Raw genomic sequence first — 13,951 nt, 5'->3', positions numbered from 1 at the left:
CGGTCTCCTCCCAAAGAGTAACGGAGGAGCACGAAGGTTAGCTAATCCTGGTCGGACATCAGGAGGTTAGTGCAATGGCAAAAGCTAGCTTGACTGCGAGAGTGACGGCTCGAGCAGGTACGAAAGTAGGTCATAGTGATCCGGTGGTTCTGAATGGAAGGGCCATCGCTCAACGGATAAAAGGTACTCCGGGGATAACAGGCTGATACCGCCCAAGAGTTCATATCGACGGCGGTGTTTGGCACCTCGATGTCGGCTCATCACATCCTGGGGCTGAAGTAGGTCCCAAGGGTACGGCTGTTCGCCGTTTAAAGTGGTACGCGAGCTGGGTTTAGAACGTCGTGAGACAGTTCGGTCCCTATCTGCCATGGGCGTAGGAAAATTGAGAGGGTTTGCTTCTAGTACGAGAGGACCGAAGTGAACGCACCGCTGGTGTTCGGGTTGTGATGCCAATTGCATTGCCCGGTAGCTACGTGCGGAATAGATAAGTGCTGAAAGCATCTAAGCACGAAACTAGCCTCGAGATGAGTTTTCCCTGAAGAGATTCAGTAAGGTCCGTTTGAGACTAAGACGTAGATAGGTCAGGTGTGTAAGTGTAGTGATACATTGAGCTAACTGATACTAATGAACCGAGAGTCTTAACCTTACAACTCGGAGTTGTTTTGGGTTACGCAGAAGTTATTACTAGATGAGAAAATCATCGAAAAGAGAATAGAGATTGAAAAAACAGTTTGTTCCGAATTGATAGATAGGTATTGATATGAGATAATGGTAGAAGATATCAATACTAATTGAAAGAGACAGAATATGTCTGGCGGTAATAGCGCGGTGGTCCCACCTGACCCCATGCCGAACTCAGAAGTGAAACGCCGTAGTGCCGATGGTAGTGTGGGTATTACCCATGTGAGAGTAGGGTGCCGCCAGACTTTTAAATATAGAGAGCCCAGCAGTCATGCTGGGCTTTTTGCTTTTTGGAGTATTTATTAAATATTATTTTGTTTATTGAAAATTAATTAATGCAGTAATAAATATTAATTAGTGTAAAAAACGGTCAAAAAAAGAAGGTATTTACCACTTTGTAATTATTTTCTATTTATTTCTTGCTGTATGTATGAAACAATTCAGCTATACAAGGAAAATTTTTTTGAGGTAGTCAGTGATCGATAATGATGGCTACCGTCCGAATGTAGGAATAGTTATTTGTAACAGGTATGGTCAAGTACTTTGGGCTCGTCGGTATGGGCAAAATTCTTGGCAATTTCCTCAGGGCGGAATAAAACAAAACGAAACGCCTGAGCAGGCAATGTTTCGCGAATTAAACGAAGAAGTTGGTTTATCATCAAAAGATGTGAAGATTTTATCCGTTACTAATGGTTGGTTACGATATAAGTTACCCAAAAGGATGATCCGTTGGGAAAATCAGCCAGTTTGTATTGGGCAAAAACAAAAATGGTTTTTATTAGAATTAATATCTGATGTATCAGTCATTAATCTCAATACATCCTCAGCACCTGAATTTGATGATTGGAAATGGGTTAGTTATTGGTATCCCATTCGACAGGTGATTGCATTTAAACGAGATGTCTATAGAAAGGCAATGAAGGAATTTTCTTTATCTGTGTTTGCTATACAGTCTGAAATAGAGACATCAGTAACTAATATTTCTAAAAAGAAACGATTTAATTTCTTTGCTAATAAACGGAAAAACAAAAAGCGTAATAAAAAATGAATCAATATTTACAATTCCCTAATTTCGATCCAATAGCCTTTTCCATTGGTCCGGTATCACTTCATTGGTATGGTGCAATGTATTTATTTGGAGTGCTGGGTGCACTTTATTTGGCTAAGCGCCGTGCAAATAAGCCAAATAGCCAATGGACGTCACAACAGGTTGAAAATTTATTGTTTTGGGGGTTTTTAGGTCTTTTTATTGGAGGCCGTTTAGGCTATGTCTTCTTCTATAATTTAGAAGCTTTTATCAAAGATCCTATAATTTTATTTAAAGTCTGGGAAGGCGGTATGTCTTTTCATGGTGGTTTAATTGGTGCGATTTGCGTTATTGCCCTTTTTGCAAAGGGAATAAAGAAAACTTTTATGCAAGTCGGTGATTTTGTTGCCCCTCTTGTCCCGATTGGTTTGATGTTTGGGCGATTTGGTAATTTTATTAATGGAGAACTTTGGGGGAGAGTAACTGATTCATCGATTGGTATGTTATTTCCAACATCATCACATGCCGATTTTATGTTTGTTCAGTCTCATCCAGAGTGGTTTTCACTTTATTCCCAATTAAATGGTATTTTACCAAGGCATCCTTCACAGCTTTATGAAATGGTGTTTGAGGGAATAGTACTGTTTATTATTTTAAATATTTTTATTCGAAAACCAAGACCTACTGGCTCTGTATCTGGCCTATTTTTATTTTGCTATGGTTTATTTAGATTTGTTATAGAATTTTTTAGACAACCAGATGAGCAGTTAGGCTTATTTTTAAATATTATCAGTATGGGGCAAATATTATGTTTACCAATGATTATTGGTGGTATTTTTATTCTTTTATTTGCATATAGATTTAATAATAAGGCAAAAACACAATGAAACAATATTTAGCGTTAATACAAAAAATTTTAGATGAAGGTACACCTAAATCAGATCGAACGGGTACTGGAACGCTATCTATTTTTGGGCATCAAATGCGGTTTAATTTACAAGAAGGTTTTCCTCTTGTTACGACTAAAAAGTGTCATTTACGTTCAATTATTCATGAATTGCTTTGGTTTTTGAAGGGGGATACAAATGTTAAGTATCTTCAAGACAATAAGGTAACTATTTGGAATGAATGGGCTGATGAAAATGGTGACTTAGGTCCTGTTTATGGCAAACAATGGCGAGCATGGGGAGCGGCTGATGGTCGCCAGATAGATCAGATTTCACAATTAATTGATCAAATTAAAAATGATCCTGACTCTAGACGTATGATTGTTTCTGCTTGGAATGTTGGAGAATTAGATCAAATGGCATTAGCACCATGTCATGCCTTTTTCCAATTTTATGTTGCAAATGGCAAACTATCTTGTCAACTTTATCAACGTTCTTGTGATGTATTTTTAGGATTGCCGTTTAATATAGCCAGCTATTCTTTGTTGGTACACATGATTGCACAGCAATGCGAATTACAAGCAGGTGATTTTGTGTGGACTGGTGGTGATACACATCTTTATTCTAATCATATGGAACAAGCTCATTTGCAATTAGGTCGTGAACCAAGAGTATTGCCAAAATTGGTTATTAAACGTAAACCTCCAACAATTTTTGATTATAAATTTGAGGATTTTGAAATTGTTGGTTATGAACCGTATCCAGCAATCAAAGCGCCTGTTGCTGTTTAATTTTTGTTAAAAAGTTTCAGGTAACTATGTGTTTCAGTATAAAAATAGATAATTTTAAGAATAGCGAATAGTTTTAACTGTGAGCTACTTAAATATAAACTGATAACAAATTTGGTCACAGAATAATGATATAACGTCCTTAGGCTTTGTTTATTTTATGCTCCTGAAAAATAAGATATAATAAGCAACTGTATTATTAATAATAATTTGATCTTAATATGAGTCAAAATCAAGAAATTCGCCCTATTTTTACTAAAAGTTTATTACACCCCCGTTATTGGTTAACGTGGTTTGGTATTGGTATTTTATATTTAATCGTTTTATTGCCATATCCAATCATTTATCAATTGGGAAAAGGGTTAGGATTGCTTTCGATGAAATTAATCGGCAAACGTAAAGAAACGGCTAGGCAAAACCTTAAACTCTGTTTTCCTGAAAAAACACAATCTGAACGTGATCAGATGTTGCGTGAGAATTTTATTTCAACAGGTTTAGCAATTTTTGAAACTGGTATGGCATGGTTTTGGTCTGATAAACGGCTTGCTAAAAAAGTTTCTATTGTAGACGATTTTCATATCACAAAAGTTCAACAATCAGGTCAAGGTGTTTTACTTATTGGTATTCATTTTCTAACATTAGAGCTAGGTGCACGTATCTTAGGAATGAATCACCCAGGAGTAGGTGTGTACCGTCCAAATGATAATCCTGTAATGGATTATGTTCAGCTTAAAGGGCGACTCAAATCAAATAAATATATGCTGGATCGGCATAATACTAAGGGAATGATCCGCGCACTAAAAAATGGTGAATTACTTTGGTATGCACCAGATCATGATTATGGTCCTAAAAATAGTGTATTTGCGCCTCTATTTTCAGTAAAAAAAGCTGCAACAACTGTAGGCACGCGTATATTAGTGAAATTAGCTCAGCCAGCTATTATACCATTTACTCCTAAGCGTGAGAAAGATGGTCGTTACACTGTTTATGTAACATCAGAGCTTGAAGGTTATCCAATTGATGATGATGTACTTGCGGCTACTTTTATGAACAAAGCAATTGAACAAGAAATTCTAAAAGCACCTGAGCAATATATGTGGTTACATCGAAGATTTAAAACTCGTCCAAAAGGTGATGCACCTTTATATACTGATAATGTTCAATCTGATTAATATGAATATTTTTTATAGCTTCTGTTGAAAGAGCAAAAAATTACAATATGCAAAAACTAAATAAAATTATTCTCTATTGCCGTTGTGGATTTGAAAAAGAGTGTGCTAACGAAATTACAGATAAAGCTGCTCAGAAAGAAGTATATGGCTTTGCTAAAGTTAAAGAAAACAGTGGTTATGTTGTTTTTAAATGCTATAAAGATGATGATGCACAATTATTAATAAAAAATTTAGATTTCCGAACACTAATTTTTGCACGGCAAATGTTTGTAGCAGGTGATCTATTAGTTGATTTACCTACAGATAACCGTATTTCTCCAATCATTGATGCATTATCTGGATGTATTGACAAAGCTGGCGATCTACGTGTTGAAGTTGCTGATACAAATGAAGGTAAAGCGCTTTCTGGCTTTTGTCGTAAATTTACCGTGCCCCTTCGTCAAGCATTAAGAAGTAAACGTATTTTATTAAAAATTGAGAATCCATCAAGACCCGTTGTCCACTTATTTTTTATTAGTAATACCAGTTGTTATGTTGGTTATTCACTAAGTCAAAATAATTCGCCTTTTTATATGGGAATTCCAAGATTAAAATTTCCCTCTGATGCGCCAAGCCGTTCTACATTAAAATTAGAAGAAGCCTTCCATATTTTTATTCCTTATGATGAGTGGGAGGAGCGATTAAAAGGTGGTTTAAACGCTGTTGATTTGGGTGCTTGTCCTGGAGGTTGGACTTATCAACTGGTTAAAAGAAGTATGATGGTTTATGCCATTGATAATGGACCTATGGATGAAAAATTGATGGAAACTGGACAAGTAAAACATTATCGGGAAGATGGCTTTAAATTTATACCTAAAAAGCATAATATTTATTGGTTGGTTTGTGATATGGTTGAGAAACCAGCTAAAGTGACAGAATTAATAGCCACATGGTTAATTAATGGTTGGTGTAGAGAGGCTATTTTTAACCTCAAATTACCAATGAAAAAACGTTATGAAGAAGTAAAACAAGATCTATATTCGTTAAATAAAGAGTTAAATAATAAAAAAATCAACGTACAAATTCAAGCAAAACAGCTTTATCATGATCGAGAAGAAATTACGGTTCATGTACAACGAATTTGGGGATAACAAAATTATAAGAGAGTAGGTATGAACTTGAAACGTTACTTTTATGCTATATTGATAATACCATTATTTACATTTTTGGTATGTTGTACTTTAGGAAATTCAGAGAAATCTCTTAACTTTGATGATAACAAAAATTCTAGTTATTATCTTTCACAAGCAGATAATAGTTCTGGAACAGATAAAATTAATTGGCAATTATTAGCTATTCGTGCACTAATAAAAGAAAATAAATTTTCACAAGCAACTACATTATTATCAAATTTACCACCCAAACTTAATGATGAGCAACAAAAAGAAAAGTTATTATCAGAGGGTCAAATCGCTGTAAAAAAAAGGAAATCATTTGATCTGAATCAATTAACTATTGAAAATTTGTCTAATTCACAACTGTATCGTTATTACATTATTAAATTGGGTTTGGATATAAATAGTAAAGATATTAATGCTCAAGCCCACGATTATCTTCAATTAGAAAAATATGTATCAGAAACAGAAAAAAGGCAATTATTAAATAATACATGGAATTTTTTCCGTAAATTAAAATCTGGTAAAATCCGCAAAATTTTAGTTGATGAAAATGAAACTATATTACAAGGTTGGGTTGATTTAGCTTATGCTTACCAAAATGCGAGTAAAGCACCCACTCCACAAGATAATGATACACCAGAAATTATTGCCACAAAATCCGAAAATCAAAAACAGCTATTAAAACAAGCTATCAACAATTGGGCTATACAATATCCAGATCATCCCGCAAAAGAGATTATCTCGATATTAACTGGAGAACAAACACTTGCTGTTGATGCTAATGCAAAAAAAGTTGCATTATTGTTACCATTAAATAGCTCTTCACGTATATTTGGTGAAACAATTCGTCAAGGTTACATGGATGGAATTAAGTTTTTTCCACAAGAACCACAACAAAATGTGATTATACTTGATACAACTAGTGCGCCAATGAATACTTTAATCCAGCAAGCACAGGAACAAAATGTTGAGTTAATTGTAGGTCCTTTATTAAAGAAAGAAGTTATTGAATTAAAATCACTAGAGCCAGCTATTCCTGTCTTAGCCTTGAATAAGGTTGATAACACTACTTCGTCTGCAAATAAAATGTGTTATTTTGCTTTATCTCCTGAAGATGAAGCAAAAGATGCGGCAGACCATATTTATTCTCAAAATAAAATAAAACCATTACTGTTAGTCCCTCAAAATGATTTGGGTAAACGTGTTGCACAAAGTTTTGCTGCACAGTGGTCACAATTGTCAGCAAATAGTTCACAAGCTTACGTACAATACTTTGGTAACACTCAAACACTAAGCGCCAATATGAATCGTAACATAGGGATTAGCCTTACGGGAAATCCTATTTTAATAGATGAAACGCTATCAGGGGGAATGGTATCAGCTGGATTTGATGCTATTTATGTTTATTCTTCATATGATGAATTGACGTTGATAAAGCCAATGCTTGATATGGGTGCAAATAAAACTATTGGAAACTCATCTGAGGTTACACTTTATTCAAGTTCTAAAAGTCATATAGCTAATGCTTCTAATGACTTTAATTATGATATGGATAAAACTGAATATGCAGATATCCCTATGGTTATAAATCAAATGGATAAGGTAAATACAAATATACCTAGCAACATTCAGAAAGATTATTCATTAATTCGCCTGTATGCAATGGGCATTGATGCGTGGAGACTAACAAATCGTTTTAATCAACTTAATTCATATCAACCTAATTTTTTAGATGGTATGACAGGTAAATTATCAACGAGCGATCAATGTGAAGTGACACGTGCACTCTCTTGGCAGCAATATATTTATGGTGAAGATAAATCTGATTCAAAAAGCGAATAAAAAACAAATTGGCGAGCATTATGAAAATATAGCTTGCCAATATTTACTTAAGCAAGGGCTTATGCTTCTTGCACATAATAGCCAATTTCGCTTTGGCGAACTTGATTTAATTATGCTTGATAATAAATGTCTTGTTTTTATTGAAGTACGTTATCGAAAAAATGCTAACTTTGGTGATGCGGAGATGACTGTTACACTAAATAAACAAAATAAAATTAGGCAGGCTGCCCAACAATGGATGATAGCGCAAAATTTAAATATCGAAGATACAGAGTTTAGATTTGATGTTTTTGCTATTACAGGTCACAGCCAAAAATGGATTATTAATGCATTTTAATTTTTAGGTGAAAAGCGTGCAAGATTTAATTAAAAATTATTTTACTGAAAGTATTCAAACTCAAATAGTGATGGCGGAATCACTTGGTTATTCTATTGAAAAGGCCGCAAATATTATTGTCGATAGTTTACTTAATGGCAATAAAATTATGAGTTGTGGTAATGGTCCATCCGCAGCTAATGTACAAAGCTTTACTTCACGTTTAATCACCAGTATTAATATTGAAAGACCAAGTATTCCTGCAATGGCTTTAGTATCAGACAATGTTTTATTGAGTGCTATAGCTAATCATGAGGAAATTTATGCTCGCCAAATTCAAGCATTAGGACAACAAAGTGATGTTTTAATTATAGCAACTTGCCAAGGGAATAGCCGCTCTATCATTCGTGCTGTTCAAGAAGCGGTAATTAAAGATATGAAAATTGTCGCATTAACTGCTTTTGATGGTGGTGAAGTTATTGGCTTATTAGGCCAGAATGATATTGAAATTAGAATTCCGTCTTATAAAAAAGTAATGGCATACGAAATGCATGCCATGATTTTAAATTGCTTATGCCAATTAATCGAGAATAGGCTATTTATTCACAGTAAATAAGCTGAAATAAATCAGGTTTAATTCTGCATTAATAGTGATTTTATGCTATAATTGTGAACTATTTTGATGACTTAAATTAATAAGAGTACATGGTGTTATGACCGAACTAGCCAAAGAAATAACCCCCGTTAATATAGAAGATGAATTGAAATCTTCTTATCTTGACTATGCAATGTCTGTCATTGTTGGGCGTGCCTTACCTGATGTCCGTGACGGTTTAAAACCTGTTCACCGGCGCGTTTTATTCGCTATGCATGAAGCGGGATATGATTGGAATAAACCTTATAGGAAGTCTGCTCGTGTTGTTGGGGATGTAATCGGTAAATACCATCCACATGGTGATTCAGCAGTTTATGACACAATTGTACGTATGGCTCAACCATTCTCATTACGTTATATGTTGGTTGATGGTCAAGGTAACTTTGGTTCTGTTGATGGCGATTCGGCAGCTGCGATGCGTTATACTGAAATTCGTATGCAAAAGTTTGCGGGAGCATTATTAACGGATCTAGATAAAGAGACAGTTGATTTTTCACCTAATTACGATGGTTCAGAAATGATTCCAGATGTCTTACCAACACGAATTCCTAACTTATTAATTAATGGCGCGTCAGGGATTGCTGTTGGTATGGCAACTAACATTCCTCCACACAATCTCTCTGAAGTTATCAATGGTTGCCTGGCTTTTATTGAAGACGAAAATATTTCAGTCGATGGTTTAATGGAGTATATCCATGGACCAGATTTTCCAACAGCAGCATTAATTAATGGTCGAAAAGGTATCGAAAACGCGTATCGCACAGGTCGTGGTATTATTTATATTCGCTCTAAAGCTACCATAGAAGTTGATGATCATAGTGGACGTGAGACCATTATTGTTAATGAGATACCGTATCAGGTTAATAAGAAAAAACTGATCGAAAAAATTGCAGAATTAGTTAAAGATAAAAAAATAGAAGGTATTTCGGCATTACGTGATGAATCAGATAAAGACGGTATGCGCATAGTCATTGAAATTAAACGCGATGCTGTTGGTGAAGTTGTATTAAATAACCTTTTCTCTTTGACTCAATTACAAGTTTCATTTGGTATCAATATGGTGGCTTTACATAAAGGTCAACCAAAACTCCTAAATTTACGCGAAATGATAGAAGCTTTTGTGCTTCATCGACGAGAAGTTGTAACTCGTCGAACCATTTATGAATTACGCAAAGCACGCGAACGAGCTCATGTATTAGAAGGTTTAGCAATTGCACTTGCCAATATTGATCCTATCATTGAGCTCATTCGTGCTGCTGCAACACCTAGTGAAGCAAAAACTAAATTATTGAGCCAAGCTTGGCAACTTGGAAATGTTTCGTCCATGCTAGAGAAAGCAGGTAATGATGCAGCTAGACCAGAAGATTTAGCTCCAGAGTTTGGTATTCATGATGGACATTATTATTTATCAGAAGCGCAAGCTCAAGCGATTTTAGATCTCCGCTTACACCGCTTAACCGGCCTTGAACATGAAAAAATTCTTGATGAATACAAAGAATTATTGCTTCAAATTGGTGAGTTATTGCATATTTTAGCTAGCTCAGAACGTTTGATGGAAGTGATTCGTGAAGAATTGGAAAGCGTTCGAGACCAATTCCAAGATGCTAGACGAACAGAAATTACAGCGAGCAGTGCAGATATTAATATTGAAGATCTTATTGCTCAAGAAGATGTAGTCGTTACTCTTTCCCATCAAGGTTATGTAAAATATCAACCACTTTCAGATTATGAAGCTCAACGTCGTGGTGGTAAAGGTAAATCTGCCACTAAAATCAAAGAAGAAGACTTTGTCGAAAAACTATTAGTTGCTAATACTCATGATACGATTCTTTGCTTCTCAAGCCGAGGTCGATTATATTGGATGAAAGTTTACCAATTGCCCGAAGCCAGCCGAGGCTCTCGAGGTCGTCCAATTATTAATTTGTTACCTCTTGAAGAAAATGAAAGAATCACTGCAATTTTACCTGTTCGAGAATTTGATGATGAACATTGTGTATTTATGGCTACAGCACAAGGTACAGTTAAGAAAACATCATTAATTGAATTTAGTCGTCCACGAAGTGGCGGTATTATTGCGATTAATTTACGTGATGATGATGAATTAATTGGCGTTGATTTAACTAGCAATGATCCTTCAGCTATTGTTGATGATGAAGAACTTTATGATGATGCCATTGTTGAAGAGATTGACTCAGAAGATGATAACCTGATTGGTGAAATCTCAACGACTGAAGATATTATGTTATTCTCTGCTAATGGTAAAGTTGTTCGTTTCCCAGCCAATAAAGTTCGTTGTATGGGCAGAACGGCTGCTGGTGTACGTGGCATAAAACTTGATAGCGATGATAAAGTGGTTTCGTTAATTGTACCTAGAGGTAGTGGCGCAATTTTAACTGCAACTCAAAATGGATATGGTAAACGCACACAGCAAGAACTATACCCAACCAAATCAAGGGCAACTAAAGGTGTTATTTCTATCAAAGTTAGTGAGCGAAATGGTACTGTTGTTGGCGCAGTTCAAGTTGATGAAACCGATCAAATCATGCTAATCACAGATGCAGGAACACTTGTTCGTACTCGTGTTTCAGAGGTAAGTATTGTTGGTCGTAACACTCAAGGTGTCATGCTTATTCGAACAGCTGACAACGAAAAAGTTGTGGGATTACAACGAATAGCCGAAACAGAAGATGACGCAAGTGAATCGGAGGTATCGGAAAATAATGAACGGCACGATTCACTTCAAGTGTCCGAGGATTAATTATTTAATAATCTAAAAGGATTAGTTTTGCTAATCCTTTTTTATTTTAAAGAATCGTAAAAAGGAATAGTATTAGATGTCATTTTTAATAAAAAAAATATTAACAAATCTTGCATGGCAAATTTTGATTGCTTTGATTCTAGGAATTGCCGTAGGTGCTTATTTATTTGAGCTCTCTGCTACAAACCACCCTTTGCATTCATATTATCAATTTTCAATAGTAAATATATTTCAGCCTGCAGGCGATATCTTCATTCGGTTAATTAAAATGATTGTGTTGCCAATTATACTGAGTACTTTAACTCTAGGTATTGCAGGTCTTGGTGGTTCAAAACGGTTAGGGACCTTAGGTTTTAAAACAATTCTCTATTTTGAAATTATTACAACTATTGCTATTTTATTAGGTCTTTCTTGGGGAAATATTTTTTCACCTGGCTCGGGAATTGACTCCTCAACACTTGCAACGACAGACATTAGTAAGTATACCCAAGCAGCTGAAGAATTAAGCGGTAAACCTCATGGTTTAATTGTTATGATATTAGATATGATTCCTGCTAATATCTTTAAAGCTATGACGGACGGTGCTGTTTTACCTGTGATTTTCTTTTGTGTCTTTTTTGGTCTAGGCTTAATGTCTTTGCCAGATAAACAACGTGAACCTTTTCTTTTATTTTTAAAAGTAATTTCAGATACTATGTTTAAAGTAACTAATATGATAATGCGTTATGCACCTATTGGTGTATTTGCACTTATCACGGTAACGGTTGCTAAATATGGATTTGAATCATTACTTCCACTACTTAAATTAATTTTAACCGTCTATTCGGCAATGATTATTTTTACGTTAGTGGTATTAGGGCTTGTTTGTAAAATTTGCAAATTTAATATTTTTACATTATTAAAAATCTTGAAAGAAGAATTAGTGATTGCATTTTCAACCGCAAGTTCTGAAACTGCATTACCTAAAATAATTGAAAAGATGGAAGCTTATGGAGCACCAAAATCGATAACTAGTTTTGTTATACCTACAGGCTATTCATTTAATCTTGATGGTTCAACGCTCTATCAAAGTATTACTGTTATCTTTTTAGCACAGTTATTCCACATAGATTTAACTATTTTGGATCAGGTTATTATTGTCATCACTTTAATGATTGCATCTAAAGGGATTGCAGGTGTACCTGGTGCGTCAATTCTTGTTTTATCGGCAACCCTAGGTAGTGTAGGTATTCCTCTTGAAGGGATTGGTTATATTATGGGGGTAGAACGTATTTTAGATATGGGCAGAACAGTAGTTAATGTGGTTGGTAATGCACTAGCAGCAATTGTTATTGCACGTTGGGAACATGCTTTTGACGACAAAAAAGCAAGAGTTTATGAACAACAATATTTAAAATGATGAAATAATTATGTAGATTAATTTATCTCCAAAAAACTACCTGTTTATCAGGTAGTTTTACGCAAAATATATCTATTTAATTATTGATAAGAATAAGAAATATTTTGTCATGTCAGATTCAATTCTTTCACCATCGGTGACCACTAATCAGAAAGAAATCAACTTCGCAATGCTCTCTTTTTTCATAATTAGGTATTTCATTAATTACATACCCTGATATAGTATTTATCGATTCAAAAAATAGAAAACCAAAGCTTAAGTAATTTCTAGAAGGCACCTTGATTTTTTTGAGATTATTTAACTATAAAGTATAAACAACTCGTTATTTTCCATAGGTTAATATTGTTTTATTGAAAATAGCAATAATTTTGTCTACAAATCGATATAAAAAACCCAGCATTTGCTGGGTTTTTAGTATTTATTAGATAACTATTTAATTTTAGCTTCTTTATAAATAACATGCTGACGAACTACAGGATCGTATTTTTTGATCTCCATTTTTTCAGGCATAGTTCTTTTATTTTTGCTAGTGGTATAAAAATGACCTGTACCAGCAGAAGAAACTAATCTGATTTTTTCGCGTACACCTTTAGCCATGATATGGTTTCCTTATTAGTACTTTTCACCACGGGCACGAAGTTCAGCTAAAACTGCATCAATACCCTTTTTATCGATAGTACGCATACCTTTAGCAGATACACGCAATTTTACAAAACGTTTTTCGCTCTCAATCCAGAAACGGTGAGTTTGAAGGTTTGGTAGAAAACGACGTTTAGTAGCATTCATCGCATGAGAACGATTATTTCCTACTAAAGGACCTTTTCCTGTTACTTGGCATACTCGTGACATGTCAATAATTCTCCGAAATTTCTATGCTTAAGCCCTGGGCGTAATATGTTAATGGAATTGACCTCGTCAGGCTTTTAGTTTACTGCAGTTCTATCTGAGAAGCAGCTTAACCTCTCACACTACACCCATAATAATGAGGTAGCGAAGTATACGCTGTTATGCGCAAATTCTCAAGTATTATCTTACCTATGCATAAAATTAGTTTACAATGGCATAACTCATATAATATTTATTTTCTTAGTTAAAACAACATTTCTAAAAATTATTAAAACCATTTTGAATCAATATGATAGATAAAATTTCTATAAAAATTTTTTGTAATAGCACTTACTTTTTTCTTATAACGAACAATTCATTATAAAACAATGTACTGTCTTTAACATCATTTTAGAAAAAATGATTTAATTTAATAATAAATAT

12 protein-coding genes and 2 rRNA genes are annotated in these 13,951 nt (G+C 34.6%); 12 read left to right on the top strand and 2 right to left on the bottom strand.

Annotated elements, in window-relative coordinates; all coding sequences use genetic code 11:
• The 12 genes from A9G38_RS09820 to gltP form a co-directional block, all read left to right on the top strand.
• Window positions 1–646: ribosomal RNA gene (locus tag A9G38_RS09820) — 23S ribosomal RNA — on the top strand; the annotation flags it as partial.
• Between the two features lie 164 nt (window positions 647–810).
• Window positions 811–926, top strand: a 5S ribosomal RNA gene (gene rrf, locus A9G38_RS09815).
• A gap of 230 nt (window positions 927–1,156) precedes the next feature.
• Window positions 1,157–1,729 carry an RNA pyrophosphohydrolase gene (gene rppH / locus A9G38_RS09810; protein WP_034913393.1) on the top strand — a complete coding sequence of 191 codons (573 nt, stop codon included), beginning with the start codon at window positions 1,157–1,159 and terminating at the stop codon, window positions 1,727–1,729.
• Window positions 1,726–2,595, top strand: a complete 870-nt coding sequence (lgt, locus tag A9G38_RS09805) for a prolipoprotein diacylglyceryl transferase (protein ID WP_034913396.1) — start codon at window positions 1,726–1,728, stop codon at window positions 2,593–2,595. Before rppH ends, lgt begins: the two co-directional genes overlap by 4 nt.
• Window positions 2,592–3,386 (top strand): thymidylate synthase, encoded by a 795-nt coding sequence (gene thyA / locus A9G38_RS09800; RefSeq protein ID WP_034913399.1) that lies wholly within the window; start codon window positions 2,592–2,594, stop codon window positions 3,384–3,386. Before lgt ends, thyA begins: the two co-directional genes overlap by 4 nt.
• A 218-nt stretch (window positions 3,387–3,604) precedes the next feature.
• Window positions 3,605–4,555 carry an LpxL/LpxP family Kdo(2)-lipid IV(A) lauroyl/palmitoleoyl acyltransferase gene (gene lpxL, locus A9G38_RS09795; RefSeq protein ID WP_034913402.1) on the top strand — a complete coding sequence of 317 codons (951 nt, stop codon included), beginning with the start codon at window positions 3,605–3,607 and terminating at the stop codon, window positions 4,553–4,555.
• A 47-nt stretch (window positions 4,556–4,602) separates the two neighbouring features.
• Window positions 4,603–5,685, top strand: a complete 1,083-nt coding sequence (gene rlmM / locus A9G38_RS09790; RefSeq protein WP_034913405.1) for a 23S rRNA (cytidine(2498)-2'-O)-methyltransferase RlmM — start codon at window positions 4,603–4,605, stop codon at window positions 5,683–5,685.
• Between the two features lie 21 nt (window positions 5,686–5,706).
• Window positions 5,707–7,554, top strand: a complete 1,848-nt coding sequence (locus A9G38_RS09785) for a penicillin-binding protein activator (protein ID WP_034913408.1) — start codon at window positions 5,707–5,709, stop codon at window positions 7,552–7,554.
• Window positions 7,520–7,891: a YraN family protein gene (locus A9G38_RS09780; protein ID WP_034913411.1), complete on the top strand. Its 372-nt coding sequence runs from the start codon at window positions 7,520–7,522 to the stop codon at window positions 7,889–7,891. The genes A9G38_RS09785 and A9G38_RS09780 overlap by 35 nt, the downstream gene beginning before the upstream one ends.
• Before the next feature lie 16 nt (window positions 7,892–7,907).
• The gene (locus A9G38_RS09775; RefSeq protein WP_034913416.1) at window positions 7,908–8,486 is read left to right on the top strand and encodes an SIS domain-containing protein; all 579 of its coding nucleotides are present in this window, start codon (window positions 7,908–7,910) and stop codon (window positions 8,484–8,486) included.
• 97 nt (window positions 8,487–8,583) lie between these two features.
• Window positions 8,584–11,283: a DNA topoisomerase (ATP-hydrolyzing) subunit A gene (gyrA, locus tag A9G38_RS09770; protein ID WP_034913420.1), complete on the top strand. Its 2,700-nt coding sequence runs from the start codon at window positions 8,584–8,586 to the stop codon at window positions 11,281–11,283.
• An 88-nt stretch (window positions 11,284–11,371) separates the two neighbouring features.
• Entirely contained in the window at window positions 11,372–12,682 is a 1,311-nt protein-coding gene (gene gltP / locus A9G38_RS09765) for a glutamate/aspartate:proton symporter GltP (RefSeq protein ID WP_034913481.1), read from the top strand.
• Window positions 12,683–13,111: 429 nt separating this feature from the next.
• Here the strand turns inward: gltP and rpmG are convergent, their stop codons facing one another.
• Window positions 13,112–13,279: a 50S ribosomal protein L33 gene (gene rpmG / locus A9G38_RS09760; RefSeq protein WP_025314526.1), complete on the bottom strand. Its 168-nt coding sequence runs from the start codon at window positions 13,277–13,279 to the stop codon at window positions 13,112–13,114.
• Window positions 13,280–13,294: 15 nt separating this feature from the next.
• Window positions 13,295–13,531 carry a 50S ribosomal protein L28 gene (rpmB, locus tag A9G38_RS09755; RefSeq protein WP_034884345.1) on the bottom strand — a complete coding sequence of 79 codons (237 nt, stop codon included), beginning with the start codon at window positions 13,529–13,531 and terminating at the stop codon, window positions 13,295–13,297.
• Window positions 13,532–13,951: the final 420 nt, after the last annotated feature.

This window comes from Gilliamella sp. Imp1-1, assembly GCF_001690415.1.
Classification (GTDB): Bacteria; Pseudomonadota; Gammaproteobacteria; order Enterobacterales; family Orbaceae; genus Gilliamella; species Gilliamella bombi.
Note: the sequence above shows the minus strand (reverse complement) of the source record. Positions and strands in the feature narration are given on the sequence as shown.

What these genes read in the sequence shown, in the direction of transcription:
- lgt (WP_034913396.1), top strand. Translation starts at nt 1,726, where the DNA reads ATGAATCAATATTTACAATTCCCTAATTTCGATCCAATAGCCTTTTCC.
- thyA (WP_034913399.1), top strand. Translation starts at nt 2,592, where the DNA reads ATGAAACAATATTTAGCGTTAATACAAAAAATTTTAGATGAAGGTACA.
- lpxL (WP_034913402.1), top strand. Translation starts at nt 3,605, where the DNA reads ATGAGTCAAAATCAAGAAATTCGCCCTATTTTTACTAAAAGTTTATTA.
- rlmM (WP_034913405.1), top strand. Translation starts at nt 4,603, where the DNA reads ATGCAAAAACTAAATAAAATTATTCTCTATTGCCGTTGTGGATTTGAA.
- A9G38_RS09785 (WP_034913408.1), top strand. Translation starts at nt 5,707, where the DNA reads ATGAACTTGAAACGTTACTTTTATGCTATATTGATAATACCATTATTT.
- A9G38_RS09780 (WP_034913411.1), top strand. Translation starts at nt 7,520, where the DNA reads ATGGTGAAGATAAATCTGATTCAAAAAGCGAATAAAAAACAAATTGGC.
- gyrA (WP_034913420.1), top strand. Translation starts at nt 8,584, where the DNA reads ATGACCGAACTAGCCAAAGAAATAACCCCCGTTAATATAGAAGATGAA.
- rpmG (WP_025314526.1), bottom strand. Translation starts at nt 13,279, where the DNA reads ATGGCTAAAGGTGTACGCGAAAAAATCAGATTAGTTTCTTCTGCTGGT.
- rpmB (WP_034884345.1), bottom strand. Translation starts at nt 13,531, where the DNA reads ATGTCACGAGTATGCCAAGTAACAGGAAAAGGTCCTTTAGTAGGAAAT.